Genomic DNA, 18,319 nt, shown 5'->3' with positions numbered 1-18,319 from the left:
AACTATGAGTAAGTAAAAGACCCACGCCATGACGGTGTGGGTCTTTTACTTGTACATCATTGCGACTGAATATCTCCTACATCGACAATCCATTTAATCATATCCTGACATATCGGAAGGGTTCTTAATAGCAAACTAGAGGCAGCGGCCTAACATGAGGTCGCTGCCTCTAGTTTGTCTTCATGTTGTAAGTCCAAATACAGCCCCCCTCTGTTAACGCACCCTGCGCTCCAAGCGCCGGATCTCCTCCTCAATCACGATAAACCCTGCCTCGATCTGAGGCTGCTCCATGCCGATAATGCATAGCCGGATCCGGTCATTCCGCTGATTCTCCGGCAGCAGGTGCTGGTCCACGTTTGTCACCGAAATCCCCTTCTGCTTCAGACGATCCTGCAGTACAGAAGCTTTCACATACTGCGGCAGTTGCAGGGTGATGAACACGCCTGAGGAAGGGCACGTATATTGAATGCCGCTGCCGAAAACACGTGCGCACACTTCGATAGCATATCGCATCTTCTCTCGGTAATGGTCACGGATTCTGGTGGCATGGCGCCTATACATCCCACTCTTCATGTATAGCTCCAGCGCGCCTTGGGAGAGGATCGGCGACGCTATGTCCGCAGCGTTCTTGTAGTTTATGAACAGGTCCACAAGTCGTTCGGGGAGGATGGCGGCACCCATTCGAATCCCCGGAAGAATCGTCTTGGAGAAACTCTTGATATAAATCACCTGCTTGCCATCGTCCAGGGCGTACAATGGATCGGCCTTCGCATCCTCTTCAAGGTCCGCAAGATAATCATCCTCCACGATATAAACACCGTACTTACTCGCAAGCTCCACAATCCGCTTCTTCTGTTCCAGCGAATAAGACGTACCGAGCGGATTGAGGAATCTCGGCACCGTGAAGAAGAATTTGATCTGTCCGCTGCCAAAATGGGCCTCCAGCTCTCCCAGGTCAATCCCCTGATCATCCCGCTGGATTCCGATCACCGGACACCCCGCAACATCCGCGGCCGCCAGGAACCCAAAATACGTCGGCTGTTCCACAAGAACTGCCTGCCCCTCCCCCGGAAACGGCATCCGCGTCAGGATCGAGAAGGCCTGCTGAGCGCCTGTCACCACCACGATCTGGCCTGGCTGCGCAAAGATCTGCTGCGCATGGAAGTGCTTTCGCAGCTCATTCCTCAAGTTGGCGATCCCTTGCGGATCGGTGTAACCGAACAGTTCCTCCTTATACAAGGAAATGGCCTGGCGCAGGCAGTGCTCGATTTGCTGGAACGGCAAAAAATCGCCCCTGGGTGTCGTTGAGGCGAAATCGATCGGCCCGCTTTCAGTCCGTGTATGGGAGCGGACCTTCCCCTCTACCAGATAGTACCCGCTCTTGGATACCGCATAGATCACATCTTCGCGTTCCAAGGTCTGATACGCATGAACGACCGTATTGGGACTGCACGAGAACATGTGGGCCACCGCCCGGATCGATGGCAGCTTATGACCCGGCCGTATATGACCTTCTTCCACTTCCCGGATCATATACGCAACGATTTGTTCATGCTTCGTATCCATCCCGCTCATCCCCCTGTATTAATACAGTTGCTATAAATGGTCCTTCCATTTTCCGAGCTCATGATTAGAATTAGTTTAACACATTTTGAAAGGAAGGTATTTATTATGAAAATGGCTTTCATCCTGTTCCATGGCATGACGGCTCTGGACCTGATCGGCTTCACCGAAGTCATAACCAGGCTCTCCCGCATCCGGCCGGAAGCGGAGGTCTCCTGGGATTACTGCGCGATGACTTCACACATTACCGATGATCGCGGGCTGGAATATGTGATCAGCCGGGTAAAGCCCGATCTTTCCAAGTATGAGCTGGTTTTTGTTCCCGGCGGCTTTGCCACGCGGAAGCTGCGACAGGATTCCGAGGTAATCGCATGGCTGCAGACGGCCCGGGAAGCAAAATACCTCGTTTCCGTCTGCACCGGATCACTGCTGCTTGGGGCAGCCGGTTTGCTGGAGGGCAAGCGAGCTACCTCCAATGCTTCGGCTTACGATCTTTTGGCACCCTACTGCAAGGAGGTCGTTCAAGCGCGCATCGTGCGGGATGGCCGCCTCATTACAGGCGGAGGGGTATCTTCATCCATTGATCTCGGCCTCTTCATGCTTGAAAGGTTAACCGATGCGCCAACCGTGGAGCTCGTAAAATCGGATATGAGCTACCCCTACTACCAGACAGGAACCTCAGCCTCGGTCTATCACGCCATGAATTGACGATGACCAAATCCCTTCAGGACCCGAGCACGATTCCCCAGTTGTTTGTCCGCTTCTCCTAGGTAGTTTAAGCTCGTCACCAGCTTCTCTTTGTTCAAACAAGCCTTCCGGAAGCTGTTCCATATTTAATAGATGTGCCAATCCTTCTCTATAATGTGCCTTTCCTCATCATGAAATTTAGTGATACACCCTGAAAAAATCCCTGAAATAGCGAGTATCGCAAAAAAAGTTTATTCTCTTACTGAACCTTTTTGCCCACGGGAGCGAATTAAGAGTTGTAACAAGTTCAGGAGGGGCCCCAAATGAATGATAAAGAGTTACTTCCGTGGCTTGAACAAGCGAAGCTCGGCGACGAGTCGGCCTTTCAGCTTGTCTATCAGGCGACTCATCAAGACGTCTATCGGACGGTTGCTTTTCTCGTCTACAACAAACAGGACATTGAGGATATCGTGAATGAAGTTTACATGCGCATGTGGCGGTCGATGGACAAGTACGACCCGAACCGGCCATTCCGATTTTGGTTGCACGGGATCACGGTCCGGCTTGTCCAGGATTGGAAAAGAAAGGCCTGGCGGCGAATTCGCCTCTTTGAACGAAACCGCCAGACGACTTGCGAACCGTTCGACTGGACGGACAACGCGGTCCTGCGGTCCGAAACGCAGCATGAGCTGTTCAGCCTTGTCCGTCAGTTGTCGTATAAACTTCGTGTCGTCGTTATCCTTCGCTATTTTCACGACTATGCTCTGGAAGAAATCGCAGACATGCTGCAAATCCCCGTTGGCACAGTGAAATCCAGGCATCATCTGGCACTGAAAGAACTCCGAAAACGATTCGAGATGACGGGAGGTGACGCGTATGTCCATTGACAAGGAATTACGTGAAGAGCTTCGCCAGGTGGCAGATTCGATGCACTGTCCACCTGAATTGTATGAGCGTGTTAAACAGTCCTACCAACACTATGCGAACGAAAAGAAAGGTAGATCTCCCATGAAAAAACGCATGCTTGCAGGTATTGCCGCAGTAGCCATCCTGATTCCGTCAGCCGTATATGCTTCTTCCTATCTAGCCGATGGTATATTCGGTTCTTCTACAACCATTGAACAGATCGGCGGTACCCAGGAAGATTATCAAGAGATTGAGGGAATGCTTCAAGCAGCAAAAGACAAACTCACGGAAGACGAATTCAAGGAGTATGTGGAGCTGACCAAGCAGTTGATGCAATTAAAGCTGAAGATCACCGATAAAAATGGGGTCAAACATGAGGAGAAGCTGACCAAAGAAGAGCAGCAGCAGTTTGAGGAGCTCGCCTCCAAGCTGGCTCCGTACTTCGAGAAGATTAAAGGACCCGCCAAGCCGTAAGAAGCAGGGACCCATCCGATGTGGATGGAGTCCCTTTTTTCTCGTCAGGGAGCCCGGGGCGCTGCCCTTATACGATGGTCTGCTCAAAAAGCCATCTCTTGCACCATGGAACAGCACCATTACTTTCAGCTGATCGGCATGACTACGCCTGATGGCGCATCTACTCTGGAGATGATCGGCATAACCGGCTCATCAAGCATACGCACGTAACCGATCATCAATAAGCTCCATTAGCCATGCCCGTTCACCTGGAACGTCTTCTCTCAATCTGGCTGCCGCTACCGGCAACATCCAGCGGTGGATATCCTCCCGCTTTGCATGGGACAGGCGGCAGTATTCGTTCAGATATACTCTATTCCACATCGTACGGGCAGCCCGGAGCACAGCCGCCATAATCCTTGATTGCTGCAACGGGTTAAACGGTGACTGAAACATCAGGGATGTCCTGGCGACATCGCACAGAGGGCTACCGACATTGGCGTTGTTCCAGTCAATCGCCCGGCATCCATCCCCCGTAACCACTATATTGTCGGGATGAAAGTCTCCATGACAGATGGAGTCCCCTTCCGGCAAAGACTCCAGCATCTTGCAGATCGTCTGAGCTTTATCCTGTAAAATGCCGCGGGCATCCATTATGGCATGTTCCAAATTTTCCTTTTGCCGCGGCAGTATGGTTGTTGTGCAGCCGTGAGTGGCATGCTGGAGCCGTGCCATATCCCGCGCGCATTTCCTTAACTGGAGCGGGGACGATTGCACCTGATGCAGCATCGAGGACCCTGTAATTCGTTCATATACGAGCCCTGTCCTCCCCTCGAGCTCCACCATGCCAAATACGGCCGGTGCCGGCACGCCGGCTTCCGAAACAATGCGCCCCATCTCCGCCTCATACGTTATCCATTCTGGACGGTACCCTTGGTAGAACAGCTTCAAGGCCTGAAACTCGCCCCATTCATAGACCTCTGCACTCCTGCCTTTTCCGATCAAGACACCCTTCTCCAAAGCACTTCCTCCATATCTTTATCAGCTTGATTTAAATTTCGAACGTATCTTTGACACCATTGTATGCTAAAGAAGCGGCTATGAATTCCCGCCCTGGGATGAGAACCTGCTCCGTCCAGAGACCGAGTTGTTTCATACATGGCGACAGGCCAACCCCATCCCGAAGATCAGTTTTTTTCAAAAAAAGGACGATCCGTCTGGATATTCCAAACGGTTCGTCCCCTTAGTCTGATGTCATTCTGATTCGCCTGCTAGCACTATCGTTCTTTGCTGCAGGTCCCAGCGCCACAGCGGAGCTTTCCCCTGCAGATGCAGGCCGCCAATCCACTTATCGACGATGTTTGTATGGGCGTAGTCCGATTTCGCTGCCAATACATCCCTTCCCAGACTCGTCACCTGAAGCATGCAATCTCGGAAATCGGGAGCCTTCGCCTTGAATCTTGGAAACGATGCTGCGCCATTAATATCCAGCAATGCATGCGGTCCCTCCGTCATTGCGGATAAATAATACCAGAACTCCAGATCACCCATTCCGAGTACATGAAGCTGGTCACCTACCTTCCGAAATAACTCATAAGGTGTGTTGATTCCACCCGCCACAGCCTCTAACGTGGCCTGCTCGATGATCCCGAGCCCGCTGCTCACGGAAGGCAGACGTGACAGGTGAGCTTCAAATGCATCTCTGACAAACGGCAGCGCCGTATAATCATCCTGCAAGATGCGCTGATGTTTCTGCGGCTGATCCGAAGTGTAGGCTTCCCATACCTTACTTCCCAGCGTTAGCTCCTCATCTCCGATTGTGTGCCATGTACCCGCCAAAGTCTCCAGCTGCGCTGAGCTAAGCTGCCCCAACCCACGGAACAGCTCAATACCGGGATACGCGCCTATGCACAGCAGGCTAAGCTTCGTATTCCCCAGCGGCCGGTCCTTAAACCAATTCAACAAATAAGACAGCATCGTCTGGTCAAACAGGTCATGCTCAAACCAAAGGACAACTTCATCATATTTTCCAAAATCCTGCAGCTTCCGCTCCTGCAACTCACAAGTGTCCAGATATTCCTTCTGCGGGATTCCAAGCGTTTGCTCCAAATACTGCGCCCTTGCCTTTCGGTTATCGGGCTCATCCATTTGCGGGAATACCGGACCGAACGAGTACAGCTCCCTCCAAACCAGAATATCCCCCTGGACTTTTCCTTGCTTCAGCTTATCTCCAACCGAATCTCCGTTTACGATATGCAGCATGCGTTTACCTCCCTCATATAGATCAGAGAACACCGATACAAAGTCGGCAACATGAAGCGTGTTCTTCAGCTTCCGCCGTGCATCAAACAGCCTCTTCTTCAAGGCAGACAAGGACACATCCAAATATTCAGAAATCTCCTGAAGGCTGTAGCCCTGAAAATAATACAACTGGACCGCAATTCGCATGTTCGATGGCAATTCCTCTATCGTCCCATGCAACTGACCGATCATTTCTCTCCTCTCCACAATCGACTCCAAGCTTTGCTGATTAATGATGGGCTGCTCAAGCTCATGGAGCGGCAGTGTCCGAAACTGTTTTCTGCGCAGGTATCTGTAGCATTGACGCTCCACGATCACCTTGAACCATCCGGGAAATCGCCGGGGGTCCTGCAGCTTATGGAGATTGCCAAAAGCGTCGGTGAACGCCTCCTGCATCGCATCTTCCGCTAAGTAGGGATCCTGTAATTTGTCGTAAGCCACAGCTAACGCCATGCCTGTATAATGTTTGACCAATTTTTCATGGGCTTCCGCACTACCCCTCTTGGCATCCTCGATCCACTGGAACACTTTCTACCGTACCTCCCTTCATCATGTCTCTATAAAGAAGTGCCACTTTATATGAAAAAGGTTACCTTCCTGATTGACATTCACATAACAACTGTGTAATGATTCTCATCATATCCATCCTGCCTGCACTCATGCTGAACAGGATGGATGAAATTCATGAACAACATACCACACGGCTATGAGAAGGAATAGTAGCTTATTCCCAAGGTTAAAGCGAACCGGCGGTTGGTGCGAGGCCCGGTACCCTGGAATATGTGAATGGATCTTCTCGCTTCAACCCGAACCTCTGGAAACACTAGAGCAGTAGGCCTTGACGGTGCTCCCCCGTTACCTTGGGAGAGATGACAGAAACCAGTGAGCAGTCAAGTCCTCTGTCATGCTTAAGTGCGACACTTCAGTCGAATTCGGGTGGTACCGCGGAGTTACACTTCGTCCCATAGGGGATGAGGTGTTTTTTGTGTTGTTCCAAATGATCAGGAGGTGTGTGAATGAAACGATTATTGTCAGGTATCAAACCCAGCGGAGATTTGAATATTGGCGGATACGGGGGCGCACTTCGCCAGTATGTGAATCTGCAGCATGATTACGAAGCCTATTTTTTTGTCCCGGACTTCCATGCGGTTACGGTGTATCAGGACCCCAGGAAGCTGCACCAGCGTACGCGGGACATTGCCGCTCTCTACATCGCGTCGGGCATTGATCCGCGCAAAGCGACAATCTTTCTGCAATCGCAGGTTCCTGCGCATGCGGAGCTTGGATGGTTGCTGGAGACGCAAGCGCATTTCGGGGAGTTAAAGCGAATGACCCAATTCAAGGAGAAATCGGACGGCAAAGATACGGTGAGCTCTGCACTGTTTACGTACCCGGTTCTGATGGCTGCCGATGTGCTGCTCTATCAAGCAACGCATGTGCCTGTCGGCGACGACCAGAAACAGCATCTGGAGCTGACCCGTGATGTGGCAGAGCGCTTTAATAACCGGTTTGGCAGCACGTTTATAATCCCTGAGCCGATCATTCAGGATATTGGCTCCCGGGTCATGGGATTGGATGATCCATCGAAGAAGATGAGCAAGAGCAATCCCAACAAGAACAGCTGCGTCCACATGATGGATTCGCCGGAGGATATCCGCAGGAAGTTCTCCAAAGCCGTTACCGACTCCGAAGGCGAGGTTCGTCACGATTGGGAGCAGAAGCCTGCTGTCAGCAATCTGATCGAGATCTATTCCGTATTCTCCGAGGAAGATATCTCCATCATCGAGAAGCGATATGATGGCCAGGGGTATGGCACCTTCAAGAAGGAATTGGCCGAGGTGGTCATTGAGAAGCTGCTTCCGATTCAAGAGAAGTTCCATCAAATCGTGGATTCTTCCGAGCTTGACCGCATCTTGATAGATGGGGCCCAGCGGGCTGCCCAAACTGCCAGCGGAACACTCCTTGCTGCCAAGAAAGCGATGGGTTTTGTCACGTTTTGAAAGAACCGCAGGGCGTCCATTTGTTGACGGTTTCCTTAGGGAATCAGATCAAAGGGGCGCCCTGACTCTGATGGCGCAGCTGATCAGCTACGGCCCGTTGATTACTTCAGGGATTATCCAGAACAATAGGAGAACGCAAAAAAAAGAAGCTCGGATTCCCTCGCTTCTCTTCTATAATAAAGCGGCATGCCTTCGTTCTAATTGATCAATTGCTTCACTAATTCGCGATTTCGTTCCTTAAATACATCATTATGCGAAGAAACCATGGCGTAACTTGTGGCGTCCGGTTCAATGTATTGCTTCGCGCTGTTCACCGCATTCGCTGCATCCTGGAAAGCACCCGCAATCAAGTGCAGCTTCCCGTCAAAATGCAGGATGTCACCTGCGGCATACAGTCCGGGTACGGAGGATTTACAGCTTGCGTTGCCCGCAATATAGTAGTCGTCTTTCCGTTCAATATCGAGCTTGCTGTTCTCCAAGAGCGACATATCCCGTTCGTAGCCATGGTTAATGATGACTTCGTCCACGGCCAGATACGAAACTTCCCCCGTCTCGTTATTGGTCAGTTCCACCCGCTCGATCACCTCATGATTATCGGAAGCAATAAGCTTCGTGATTGATGTATTGAGATGACAGGTCGCCGTACTGTTCATCAGCTGCTCCACCTGGGCTTCATGACCCGACAATTCGCCCTTGCGATAGGCCAGGAACACCTTCTCCGCCACAGGCTCCAACTCGTTTGCCCAATCCACCGCCGAATTTCCTCCGCCCGACACGATGACGGTCTTGCCCTTGAAATGCTGCAGGGACTTCACCGTGTAATTCAGGTTCGACACTTCAAACCGCTCTGCTCCTTCAATCTTCAGCTTCTGCGGATTCAGGATACCTCCGCCGACCGCCACGATAACCGTTCGGGATAGATGCACGCCGGAATGCGCGGTATGTAATTCGAATAGCCCTTCCTCGTTACGGACAATCGATTCCACTTTCTCGTTTAGCAGCACTTCGGGATTAAACGTCAAGCCTTGCTGAACCATCTGTTCGATCAGCTTCGCGCCCGGAGTCGGCGTCAGCCCGCCGACATCCCATATCATTTTCTCCGGATAGACGTGAACCTTCCCGCCTAGCATGGGTTGATATTCTATAATCTTGGTCTTCATTCCACGCAGTCCACTATAAAAAGCAGAATATAATCCTGCTGGTCCTCCACCAATAACGGTTACATCAAATATCTCATTCCCACTCATGCATTTCACTCCCGGTCTATAGATTAAAAGGCTGTTGTGATCACCTTGTAACGTAAATGATTATCATTATCAATTAGTATACGTTGACTTCCTCTGTTTTACAATCAAACATTTATTAAAAATTCATTTTGTCACAATTTCGCCTATATACAGTCATTCCATAAGACCATAACCTACATGTTGTTATTATTATGAAGAAACATGAATATTATTTGAAATTTCCATTAAGATATTTATTGACAACGGCGCGCCTCCACATTATATTTATGGATGAAATTGAGAATCATTATCGTTTGATTGCTAACTATTCTGGAGGTGACATGATGATTCGCCTAAGTACAGATCGAATAAGCGTCGGCTACGGCGAGAATCTGATATTGAATCGTCTTAATGTAGATATTCCTGATAAAAGAATCACAACTATTATTGGTCCTAACGGCTGCGGCAAGTCTACTCTTTTGAAAGCCGTTACGCGCATTATTCCCTATCAAGCCGGAGCTGCCATTCTCGATGGAGAAGAAATCGCCAAGATGAATACAAAGCTGCTGGCGAAGAAACTCGCGATTCTGCCTCAGACACCCGAAGGGCCAGGCGGACTGACCGTTGGCGAGCTGGTATCTTATGGCCGCTATCCACATCAGCGCGGTTTTGGCCGCTTGTCCAAGCAGGATATGGAAGTCATTGACTGGGCTCTGGAGGTTACGGGAACCCAGGAATATAAATATCGCTCGGTGGATGCTCTATCCGGTGGGCAGCGCCAGCGGGTATGGATTGCGATGGCACTTGCGCAGGAGACCGAGATGATTTTCCTCGACGAGCCGACCACTTATCTGGATATGGCGCATCAGCTTGAAATCCTGGAGCTTCTGGAGAAGCTGAATATCGAGCAGCAGCGTACCATTGTCATGGTTCTGCATGATCTCAACCAGGCTGCAAGATTCGCTGATTACATCATTGCGATGAAAGACGGAGACATCATTCAAGCCGGAGATCCGGAAGAGGTTATCTCCCACGATGTATTAAAGAAAGTATTCCATATCGATGCAGAGATCGGCCGCGATCCCCGCACCGCGAAACCTATATGCATCACATACAATCTATTAAAAGGGGAAAAAGAGAATGTACTCAAAACGGAGCAAAACGACAACTATGAAGAAGCTACTCATCCCGTTTATCGCACTGCTGTTCATTCTTAGCGCTTGCAACAGCAAGCCGGCAGAGACAAGCAGCAGCAATGCAGGAACTACCGAAACACCTAAAGCGGAACAAACGGAAACTGCAGCGGGAACCATTACATATGAGTCCGAGAACGGACCCATCGAGGTGCCGGCCAATCCGCAGCGTGTCATTGTGTTATCCGCGTTCACAGGCAACCTGATTGCGCTGAACGTCAATCTTGTCGGGGTTGATTCCTGGTCTAAAAGCAATCCGGCATTTGCGGATAAAATCAAGGATGCTATGGAAGTCAGCGACGAAAGTCTGGAGAAAATCATTGAGCTTGATCCCGACCTGATCATCGGTCTCTCCAATATCAAGAATGTCGACAAACTCAAGGAGATTGCGCCAACCGTTACCTATACCTACAACAAAGTGGATTATCTGACCCAGCATCTGGAGATCGGAAAGCTGGTTAACAAGGAGAAAGAGGCGCAAGCCTGGATCGACGATTTCAAACAACGCGCCCAAAAAGCCGGTGAGGATATCCGTGCCAAAATCGGTGAGGATGCCACGGTATCCGTCATCGAGAATTTTGAAAAGCAAATTTATGTATTCGGCGATAACTGGGGCCGCGGTACCGAAATTCTCTACGGGGAAATGAAACTGAAAATGCCTGAAAAGGTAAAAGAAATGGCATTGAAAGACGGCTACTATGCGCTGTCCGCCGAAGTACTGCCGGAGTTTGCCGGCGACTACGTGATCTTCAGTAAAACCCCTGGGGCGGATAGCTCTTTCCAGGAAACCGAAACATACAAACAAATACCGGCTGTGAAGAATGGCCACGTATTCGAAGCTGATGCGACACGGTTCTATTTTAACGATGCTACTACGCTCGACTACCAACTGGATTTCTTTATTGAACATTTTCTGGGCAACTAACATATGAATCTGCCCTGAGCCAGACTAACTACGAGTTATTCAAACTTTAAAATGAAAAGATGATTCTCATGCCAACAAAACGGTCTATTCCTTTTTCTCTTAAATTGATCGCAGGCATCATCGTATTCATTGGCATGTTTGTCATTGCGATGGTGTTCGGTGCGGCTGAAACCACCATCAAGGATGTGTGGTTTGCCCTTACCACCTCAATGCAAGGCGAGAAATTATCCATCCTTCGGGAAATTCGCCTGCCCCGTGAGGTTGCTGCCATTCTGGTAGGAGCCTCGCTAGCGGTCTCCGGCGCCATCATGCAGGGAATCACGCGCAATCCGCTGGCTGACCCCGGTCTGTTAGGCCTTACCAGCGGAGCCAATGCGGCTCTGGCTTTTACGCTGGCCTTCATTCCTACCGCCAATTATTTCGGCATTATGGTGGCCTGCTTCATTGGATCGGCGGTTGGGGCTGTCATGGTCTTCGGAATCGGAGCCATGCGAAGAGGCGGCTTCTCTCCCCTGCAGATGGTGTTGGCCGGTTCAGCTGTCTCGGCATTTTTGTACGCCATCGCAGAAGGCATCGGTATTTATTTTAAAATATCCAAAGACATATCCATGTGGACGGCTGGCGGCGTAATCGGCACGTCATGGGGTCAGCTTCAGACGATATTTCCGTTTATTCTAATAGGCATTGTCATCGCCATCGTATTATCCAGACAGCTGACCATCCTCAGCTTGAGCGAAGAAGTCGCTGTCGGCTTGGGGCAAAATATCGCAGCCATCAAACTCATTCTGTTTGTGGTGATTGTCCTCTTGGCAGGAACGTCCGTAGCATTGGTAGGGAATCTGGCCTTCCTCGGCCTCATGATTCCTCATATCGTCCGCGGTATCGTTGGAACCGATTACCGCCACGTGATTCCGATGTCGGCAACGGTTGGTGCCATCTTCATGCTGTTTGCTGACACGGTCGGCCGGACGCTGCATGCTCCTTATGAGACGCCGGTTGCTGCCCTGATTGCCATTATGGGATTGCCCTTCTTCCTGTTCATTGTGCATAAAGGAGGGCGTGGACTAACATGATTCATCCATCCTTAGTAAGAAAGCAGCGCATAACATTTATTGCCCTGTTCGTGCTGACACTGCTGACCATCCTGATCGGGCTTGGTCTGGGTTATTCGTCCGTCAGCTATGACCGGATTCTGCCGATCCTGTTCGGCCAGGGCAGCTTCAAAGAAAAGTTCATTATCTTTGATGTTCGTCTGCCGCGCATGATCATCACGCTGCTGGCAGGAATGGCACTTGCGCTCTCCGGTGCTATTCTGCAGAACGTTACCCGCAACGACCTCGCTGATCCCGGCATTATCGGTATTAACTCCGGCGCCGGGGTAGGGGTAGCCGTATTCTTCTTGTTCTTCCCGATTGAGGCGGGTTCCTTTATATACATGCTGCCGCTTGCCGCATTTATCGGTGCCGTGCTGACCGCGGTGTGTATCTACCTGTTCTCATTCCGAAAAGGCCAAGGCCTGCAGCCCGTTAAACTGGTGCTTACCGGCGTCGGGTTCTCCATGGCGCTTTCAGGTGTCATGATTGTACTCACTTCATCCGCTGAACGAACCAAGGTCGATTTTATAGCCAAATGGTTAGCGGGTGGTATATGGGGTACCGATTGGCCCTTCATTGCTGCGCTTCTGCCATGGCTGATTATCCTGGTTCCCTTCACGCTGTACAAAGCGCAGCGAATGAACTTGCTGGGATTAAGCGACCCCGTAGGCATCGGGGTGGGCGTGTCCATCGAGAAGGAACGCATTGTGCTGCTTCTGGCAGCTGTAGCTCTTGCAGCATCTGCCGTGTCTGTGACGGGCGGCATTACGTTCATTGGACTCATGGGCCCGCATATCGCCAAAGCGCTCGTAGGTCCGCGGAATCAGCTCTACATTCCGATTGCTGTATTGATTGGCGGCTGGCTGCTGCTGCTTGCAGACACGATCGGGCGCAATATCGTAGATCCTGACGGCATCGCCGCCGGGATCATGGTTGCCATCATCGGTGCGCCGTATTTTGTATATTTGCTGCTCAAGAAAAAATAACAGGTTTTCCTGCTGGTTTTCCCAAAGCCTTTATTACGCTCCCCCCGGGTGTAATAAAGGCTTTTTTTTGCAGTACGACCGTTGTGGTCCATGCAGAGCCTATATCTTCAGCAACAAAATAAAAAGGGAACACTGCATGAGTGCCCCTTATGGTAAACCGTAAAGTATCTGTTCCCGCTTCTTACGACGGTTTCTTCTCACTTCTTACCCTTGTTCGCAGCCTCCTCCAGATGACGGAACCGTTTGAGATCGGCCTTCCGAATCGGAAGCGGTTCACGGCGCAGCAGCTTCACGATCGCAATAATGAGAAGCAGCAGCAGCACGGTGAATGGCAGTGCTGCGATCAGTGAAGCCGTCTGCAAGGCTTCCAATCCACCGGCGTAGAGCAGCACGCCGGCAATTGCTGCCATGAGTGTGCCCCACACGATTTTTGCAATTTGAGGAGGGTTCAGGCTGCCGTAAGTCGTCATGCTGGATAAGATATAGGTCGCTGAATCCGCCGAAGTCACCAGAAAGGTCAGAATCAAGATAATCGCGAGCACATTCATCACAGACGAGAAGGGCAACTGGTTAAACAGCTGGAATAAAGCGGAGGTGACATCCGCATTGACGGCCGCCGCAATCCCTGTATTCTCGTGCAGATCAAACCAAATTGCCGTCCCGCCGAAGACAGCAATCCAGAGACAGGCAATGACGGGCGGCACGACCATCACACCCACAATGAATTCCCGAACGGTTCTTCCCTTGGAAACTCTGGCTACGAAGGCTCCCACATATGGCGACCAGGCAATGGCCCACGCCCAGTAAAAAATCGTCCATTCCCGTACCCATGTCCCTTCCGCATAAGGTTGGAGCCTCAAGCTGTACGACACAAAATTCGAAACATAATCCCCGATTGCCAGCGTAAACGTTTCAAGTATGAATACAGAGGGTCCGGTAATAAATACAAACAATAAAAGGACAAGTGCCATCGCAAGGTTCAGATTGCTTAAATACTTAATGCCCTTGTCCAGTCCCGTAGTCGAAGAGATCATATATGCTACAAAAATAATCCCCAGCACGATCAATTGCAGACCGACCCCATTGTTTATTCCCATAATGGAGGTTAAGCCGCCGCTCATTTGCAGCACGCCCAGTCCAATAGAGGTAGCTATCCCCATGACTGTAGCGATAACGGCCAGAATATCAATCGTATTCTTCACGCCCCGTTTGGTGCCGGTGACAGGTTCAAGTGCCGTAGAGACCAGCCCGTCCTTCTGCTTGCGAAATTGGAGAAAAGCGATGACAAGACCAACCAAGGCGAAGACGGACCACTGACTGATTCCCCAATGAAAAAAGGAATAGCCCATAGCCACACGCGCGGCCTCCACGCCCTCTGCTTCCACGCCTGCAAAGGGTGTATTAAAGAAATGGCTCATCGGTTCGGCAACACCCCAGAATACCAGCCCCACCCCGAAACCGGCGGAGAACAGCATGCCGATCCAGGTAAAGAACGGATAATCCGGCTTTTCCTTGTCTCCGCCTAAACGAATCGTGCCATATTTGCTTGCCGCAACCCAAATCAGAAAGACGATGATGATGAATATCGAGAGCAAATAGAACCAACCGAAACTATTGGTTGTGAATCTAAAAAGATACCCTGCTACTTCCCCGAATGCCCCCGGTCTAATTGCCCCCAGGACAGCCAAAACCGCAATGATTACGGCCGATATCGAAAATACAACGTTTTTAAACAAACTTCCTTTCACACGCTCCACCTCAGCCAATTCGTTATGAATTCCTATACAGTATTTGTATTTAAACCAGAATTGATGTACTTAATCGGTAAATTGGCTTGTTGCAGTGAATTGTCATCTACAGGGAGAACGTGAGACAACAGCCCGGCGGTGGCTGGCTGTACATCATATCGTGGATCTTCCACTCAGGTTAAATGTGATGGCATGAATATAGTCGTTACATAAAAAAAAGCAATCCGCCGCTTGTTATAAACAAGCCGGATTGCTTCTTGGACTCACGATATTTATTCCTTCACGAATTCCTTCGTGCTGCGCACCGTGTCAATCTGACGAACCATACCCTCAATCTGCTCGCGCTTCGATTCCAGGAATGGAGGCAGGGACAATTTCTCGCCCAGCGTTTCATACGGCTCATCCCCCATGAAGCCCGGACCGTCGGTTGCGAATTCAAACAGAATCTGCGGGGCCACCCGTGCATACAGGGACTGGAAGAAGAAGCGGTCCACGAAGCCGGATGTATGGAACTGGAAGTCGTCCAGACGCTTGATCCAGTGCTCCAGCACCGATCGGTCCTCTACCCGGAAGGCAGCGTGATGAACGGTTCCGAAGCCCTGCTGCGCTCTTGGAAGAACCGCATTATACTCAACCACCACCTGAGCGCCATTGCCGCCTTCACCAACCTCAAACAGATGAAACGAGCCTTCCTTGGCAATTTCCGTAAACTGCAGCACGTTCTCCATCACTTCCTTGAAGGGATCAAAGCTGGAGACCCGCACAAAGACCGGGCCAAGTCCGGTAATGGCATGTTCCAGCGGGATCGGTCCATTCTGCCATGGCGTTCCCGAAGCCACGCCTGCATTGTTCTCATCGGAGATGAGTTGATACTGCTGATCATCAAAATCAACAAAAGCAAGTGTTTTCTTGCCAAACAGCTCTTGAATGCCTTGGTGCTTCACATCCATCCGGTCAAAACGCTGAACCCAATATTCCAAAGCCGCATCATTAGGAACCCGAAATGAGGTTTTGTAAATCTCGTCTGTGCCATGTCTTCCTTTTGGAATACCCGGGAAATCAAAGAAGGTCATATCCGTTCCCGCACTCCCCTTATCATCGGCGAAGAACAAATGGTACGTCCGAATATCATCCTGATTGACCGTCTTCTTCACCAAACGCATCCCCAGAACATAAGTGAAGAACTCATAGTTCTTCTCAGCACTGCTTGTAATCGCTGTTACGTGGTGAATTCCTTTTAATCCATTCATGTTTAAATTCCTCCATCTCATATCATAAATTGTTTGCACGACTATCTTGAATTATTACTTCGATTTAATATATCTTTAATTTAAGATAATAATATCATGATATTCCTGGTTCGTCAATCCCTTCAAGAATTCGAAAATTTGTCGATATCAAAAAAAGCATCGTAAAACAACACATCGCAAAAACGGTCGGAGAGGCTCCGACCGTTTTTTTGTACACATTGTGCAAACATGAGTAGTCGGGGACATGCTTGGATCGCTGTCGACCATCATTAGGCAGCCTTCATGATTGCGCTACGTACCTGTATTGGATAGCCCAATAACAGGGAACAACTCAACGCGCCGATGAGTCTCCTCATGGTACAGCCATCCATCCCGAACATGGTCCACAAAAAGCAGTCCATTAAGATGGTCGATCTCATGCTGCATACACCTCGCCAGGTAATCCTCACCTTCCAGGATGATCGTCTCTCCCTGCCGATTCAGGGTCTTCACCTTAACGTGATTGGCTCTTTGCACATACCCGTAATATCCTGGATAAGATAGACAAGCTTCCGGGCCCACCTGCTCACCGTTCATCTCCACAATTTCAGGATTAATAAGTTCAATCAACCCTTCACCGCAGTCCATAACAATAAGTCTTCGCAAAATACCGATTTGTGGTGCGGCAAGGCCGGCACGGCCAGCGCTGTCATACAACGTTTCCGCCATATCATCGAGTATCTTTAATGCCCTCGCATTCACGGGATCAACAGGCCGCGCGACTTTTCGCAGAATGGGATCGCCGAATGGCACTATAGCTTTTACTGTCATCCATTTATGCCCCCTTTGTTTTAGAAGGAGGTGTATGCACCCATAAGTCCCCTGGAGTACACTCTAAGGTTGTGCACAGGGCATCTAACGTCTCTGCCTTCATCTGCCTGGGCTGGCTCGTCAGCAATGCACTAATGGAAGCCGCTGAAAGACTGTAATCGGCCTTCTCTTTCATCAGCCTCGCTAACGCAGCTCCCGACCATATCCCTCTCTTTGCCATAACGTTTCGTAGCATCCATTCGAGCAAAGGGTCCCCCTCCATTCCACACACAATATTAGTTCACACCTTATTTTATTAGGTGTCACCTAATATTACAAACTATTTTCCTGCTAATATAGAGGCATAATCTCAAGAAGAGCAGCACTGGGTTCAATCGCCCAAAAACAAACGGAAAGGGACTTCCCCAAAATCATACAGATTTCCCGGAAGCCCCTTAGGGTCTCATCTCACTTCATATACCGCAGCACTTCTTGCAGATCTGCGACAATCAATCTGCTAGCCTGATACCCGTTCAGCCTGGACGATAAGACGATGCGTCGCCTCGTAAAGAGGGTCGCAAGTAATCAGCGTAAGCCTCTGTTCATCAGGGTTGCCTTCCAATACGGACACATCCGTTGGTTCCACAATCGAGATCTGATCCACGCGATAAACCAACTCGCGTCCTGCTGTCATAACAATGATCTCATCACCGTATGTGAGCTCATTCAACCGATTAAATAGCCGCCCGGTCTTATGGGCACGATGGGCAGCAATGGCTGCATTCCCGGTGTGGCCGAGCTTCGCCGTACCCGTAACGCGAGCCGCTGCATTTTTCATGTTAGACTGGGTTGCCCCTTCAAGAATGGGCAGCTCCAGATCCAGCTTATCAATCCGAATAATGCCGATGGGCGATCCGGCTTCATAATCAGCAGGCTCCTCTTGTCCGGAAGCAGCCATCTCTCCCTCGTCCAGGATGCGAGACAATTCCATGTACTGATAAGCAGCGGAATCTTGTACAGAACGCTGCTCAGCTTCGACCTCTAATCGCGCGGCTTCCCTCAGCAATTCCTTCTGCTGGCGGTCCCCATTCCAATCGCGAAGGATTGGATATAAGAACACGAGAAGCCCAACCACGATAAGAGCAATTGAGAGTTTTCTCATTCTATCCGTCCTTCCCTATGGATGAATTAACATTCA

General features: G+C 50.2%; 17 protein-coding genes. 8 read left to right on the top strand and 9 right to left on the bottom strand.

Annotated features, from left to right (window positions below; translation table 11 throughout):
• Nucleotides 1-213 precede the first annotated feature (213 nt).
• Nucleotides 214-1,566, bottom strand: a complete 1,353-nt coding sequence (locus WDY75_RS00860; RefSeq protein WP_063478124.1) for a PLP-dependent aminotransferase family protein — start codon at nucleotides 1,564-1,566, stop codon at nucleotides 214-216.
• A 105-nt stretch (nucleotides 1,567-1,671) separates the two neighbouring features.
• Between WDY75_RS00860 and WDY75_RS00855 the strand changes: the two genes are divergently transcribed.
• The 3 genes from WDY75_RS00855 to WDY75_RS00845 all read left to right on the top strand — a co-directional run bounded on the left by WDY75_RS00855 (nucleotide 1,672) and on the right by WDY75_RS00845 (nucleotide 3,630).
• Complete coding sequence (locus WDY75_RS00855; protein ID WP_063478125.1) at nucleotides 1,672-2,271, top strand: DJ-1/PfpI family protein; 600 nt, start codon at nucleotides 1,672-1,674, stop codon at nucleotides 2,269-2,271.
• 302 nt (nucleotides 2,272-2,573) lie between these two features.
• On the top strand, nucleotides 2,574-3,137 hold the full coding sequence (locus WDY75_RS00850) for a sigma-70 family RNA polymerase sigma factor (RefSeq protein ID WP_006207152.1): 564 nt from the start codon (nucleotides 2,574-2,576) through the stop codon (nucleotides 3,135-3,137).
• Nucleotides 3,127-3,630 (top strand): DUF3600 domain-containing protein, encoded by a 504-nt coding sequence (locus WDY75_RS00845; protein ID WP_006207153.1) that lies wholly within the window; start codon nucleotides 3,127-3,129, stop codon nucleotides 3,628-3,630. Before WDY75_RS00850 ends, WDY75_RS00845 begins: the two co-directional genes overlap by 11 nt.
• 192 nt (nucleotides 3,631-3,822) lie before the next feature.
• On the opposite strand, the gene WDY75_RS00840 is transcribed toward WDY75_RS00845, so the two are convergent.
• Entirely contained in the window at nucleotides 3,823-4,629 is an 807-nt protein-coding gene (locus tag WDY75_RS00840; RefSeq protein ID WP_063478126.1) for a phosphotransferase family protein, read from the bottom strand.
• A gap of 234 nt (nucleotides 4,630-4,863) precedes the next feature.
• Complete coding sequence (locus WDY75_RS00835) at nucleotides 4,864-6,438, bottom strand: sigma-70 family RNA polymerase sigma factor (protein ID WP_063478127.1); 1,575 nt, start codon at nucleotides 6,436-6,438, stop codon at nucleotides 4,864-4,866.
• 488 nt (nucleotides 6,439-6,926) lie between these two features.
• On the opposite strand from WDY75_RS00835, the gene trpS reads away from it, so the two are divergent.
• Complete coding sequence (gene trpS, locus WDY75_RS00830; protein ID WP_063478128.1) at nucleotides 6,927-7,910, top strand: tryptophan--tRNA ligase; 984 nt, start codon at nucleotides 6,927-6,929, stop codon at nucleotides 7,908-7,910.
• A gap of 197 nt (nucleotides 7,911-8,107) precedes the next feature.
• Here trpS and WDY75_RS00825 read toward each other — a convergent pair whose 3' ends face one another.
• Entirely contained in the window at nucleotides 8,108-9,157 is a 1,050-nt protein-coding gene (locus tag WDY75_RS00825; protein ID WP_063478129.1) for an NAD(P)/FAD-dependent oxidoreductase, read from the bottom strand.
• 323 nt (nucleotides 9,158-9,480) lie between these two features.
• Between WDY75_RS00825 and WDY75_RS00820 the strand changes: the two genes are divergently transcribed.
• The 4 genes from WDY75_RS00820 to WDY75_RS00805 all read left to right on the top strand — a co-directional run bounded on the left by WDY75_RS00820 (nucleotide 9,481) and on the right by WDY75_RS00805 (nucleotide 13,334).
• A complete protein-coding gene (locus WDY75_RS00820) occupies nucleotides 9,481-10,353 on the top strand; it encodes an ABC transporter ATP-binding protein (RefSeq protein WP_036640309.1) in 873 nt (290 codons plus the stop codon).
• On the top strand, nucleotides 10,307-11,254 hold the full coding sequence (locus WDY75_RS00815; RefSeq protein ID WP_063478130.1) for an iron-hydroxamate ABC transporter substrate-binding protein: 948 nt from the start codon (nucleotides 10,307-10,309) through the stop codon (nucleotides 11,252-11,254). The genes WDY75_RS00820 and WDY75_RS00815 overlap by 47 nt, the downstream gene beginning before the upstream one ends.
• A 68-nt stretch (nucleotides 11,255-11,322) precedes the next feature.
• Nucleotides 11,323-12,327 carry an iron ABC transporter permease gene (locus tag WDY75_RS00810; protein WP_063478131.1) on the top strand — a complete coding sequence of 335 codons (1,005 nt, stop codon included), beginning with the start codon at nucleotides 11,323-11,325 and terminating at the stop codon, nucleotides 12,325-12,327.
• Nucleotides 12,324-13,334 carry an iron ABC transporter permease gene (locus WDY75_RS00805; RefSeq protein ID WP_063478132.1) on the top strand — a complete coding sequence of 337 codons (1,011 nt, stop codon included), beginning with the start codon at nucleotides 12,324-12,326 and terminating at the stop codon, nucleotides 13,332-13,334. The genes WDY75_RS00810 and WDY75_RS00805 overlap by 4 nt, the downstream gene beginning before the upstream one ends.
• A gap of 197 nt (nucleotides 13,335-13,531) precedes the next feature.
• Here the strand turns inward: WDY75_RS00805 and WDY75_RS00800 are convergent, their stop codons facing one another.
• From WDY75_RS00800 to WDY75_RS00780, 5 genes are all read right to left on the bottom strand, one after another.
• Nucleotides 13,532-15,082, bottom strand: a complete 1,551-nt coding sequence (locus WDY75_RS00800) for a BCCT family transporter (RefSeq protein WP_063479718.1) — start codon at nucleotides 15,080-15,082, stop codon at nucleotides 13,532-13,534.
• A gap of 272 nt (nucleotides 15,083-15,354) precedes the next feature.
• Complete coding sequence (locus WDY75_RS00795; protein ID WP_063478133.1) at nucleotides 15,355-16,332, bottom strand: ring-cleaving dioxygenase; 978 nt, start codon at nucleotides 16,330-16,332, stop codon at nucleotides 15,355-15,357.
• Between the two features lie 291 nt (nucleotides 16,333-16,623).
• On the bottom strand, nucleotides 16,624-17,142 hold the full coding sequence (def, locus tag WDY75_RS00790; protein WP_063478134.1) for a peptide deformylase: 519 nt from the start codon (nucleotides 17,140-17,142) through the stop codon (nucleotides 16,624-16,626).
• A gap of 4 nt (nucleotides 17,143-17,146) precedes the next feature.
• A complete protein-coding gene (locus tag WDY75_RS00785; protein ID WP_036640318.1) occupies nucleotides 17,147-17,389 on the bottom strand; it encodes a helix-turn-helix transcriptional regulator in 243 nt (80 codons plus the stop codon).
• 249 nt (nucleotides 17,390-17,638) lie between these two features.
• Entirely contained in the window at nucleotides 17,639-18,283 is a 645-nt protein-coding gene (locus WDY75_RS00780) for a class D sortase (RefSeq protein WP_036640320.1), read from the bottom strand.
• Nucleotides 18,284-18,319: the final 36 nt, after the last annotated feature.

The sequence above is a fragment of the Paenibacillus glucanolyticus genome (genome assembly GCF_037333485.1).
GTDB lineage: Bacteria > Bacillota > Bacilli > Paenibacillales > Paenibacillaceae > Paenibacillus_AQ > Paenibacillus_AQ glucanolyticus.
The sequence above is the reverse complement of the archived record's forward strand: the minus strand, read 5'-3'. Positions and strand labels throughout refer to the sequence as shown.

What these genes read in the sequence shown, in the direction of transcription:
- WDY75_RS00780 (WP_036640320.1), bottom strand. Translation starts at nt 18,283, where the DNA reads ATGAGAAAACTCTCAATTGCTCTTATCGTGGTTGGGCTTCTCGTGTTC.
- WDY75_RS00815 (WP_063478130.1), top strand. Translation starts at nt 10,307, where the DNA reads ATGAAGAAGCTACTCATCCCGTTTATCGCACTGCTGTTCATTCTTAGC.
- WDY75_RS00795 (WP_063478133.1), bottom strand. Translation starts at nt 16,332, where the DNA reads ATGAATGGATTAAAAGGAATTCACCACGTAACAGCGATTACAAGCAGT.
- WDY75_RS00810 (WP_063478131.1), top strand. Translation starts at nt 11,323, where the DNA reads ATGCCAACAAAACGGTCTATTCCTTTTTCTCTTAAATTGATCGCAGGC.
- WDY75_RS00845 (WP_006207153.1), top strand. Translation starts at nt 3,127, where the DNA reads ATGTCCATTGACAAGGAATTACGTGAAGAGCTTCGCCAGGTGGCAGAT.
- WDY75_RS00820 (WP_036640309.1), top strand. Translation starts at nt 9,481, where the DNA reads ATGATTCGCCTAAGTACAGATCGAATAAGCGTCGGCTACGGCGAGAAT.
- WDY75_RS00855 (WP_063478125.1), top strand. Translation starts at nt 1,672, where the DNA reads ATGAAAATGGCTTTCATCCTGTTCCATGGCATGACGGCTCTGGACCTG.
- WDY75_RS00850 (WP_006207152.1), top strand. Translation starts at nt 2,574, where the DNA reads ATGAATGATAAAGAGTTACTTCCGTGGCTTGAACAAGCGAAGCTCGGC.
- trpS (WP_063478128.1), top strand. Translation starts at nt 6,927, where the DNA reads ATGAAACGATTATTGTCAGGTATCAAACCCAGCGGAGATTTGAATATT.
- WDY75_RS00860 (WP_063478124.1), bottom strand. Translation starts at nt 1,566, where the DNA reads ATGGATACGAAGCATGAACAAATCGTTGCGTATATGATCCGGGAAGTG.
- WDY75_RS00805 (WP_063478132.1), top strand. Translation starts at nt 12,324, where the DNA reads ATGATTCATCCATCCTTAGTAAGAAAGCAGCGCATAACATTTATTGCC.
- def (WP_063478134.1), bottom strand. Translation starts at nt 17,142, where the DNA reads ATGACAGTAAAAGCTATAGTGCCATTCGGCGATCCCATTCTGCGAAAA.
- WDY75_RS00825 (WP_063478129.1), bottom strand. Translation starts at nt 9,157, where the DNA reads ATGAGTGGGAATGAGATATTTGATGTAACCGTTATTGGTGGAGGACCA.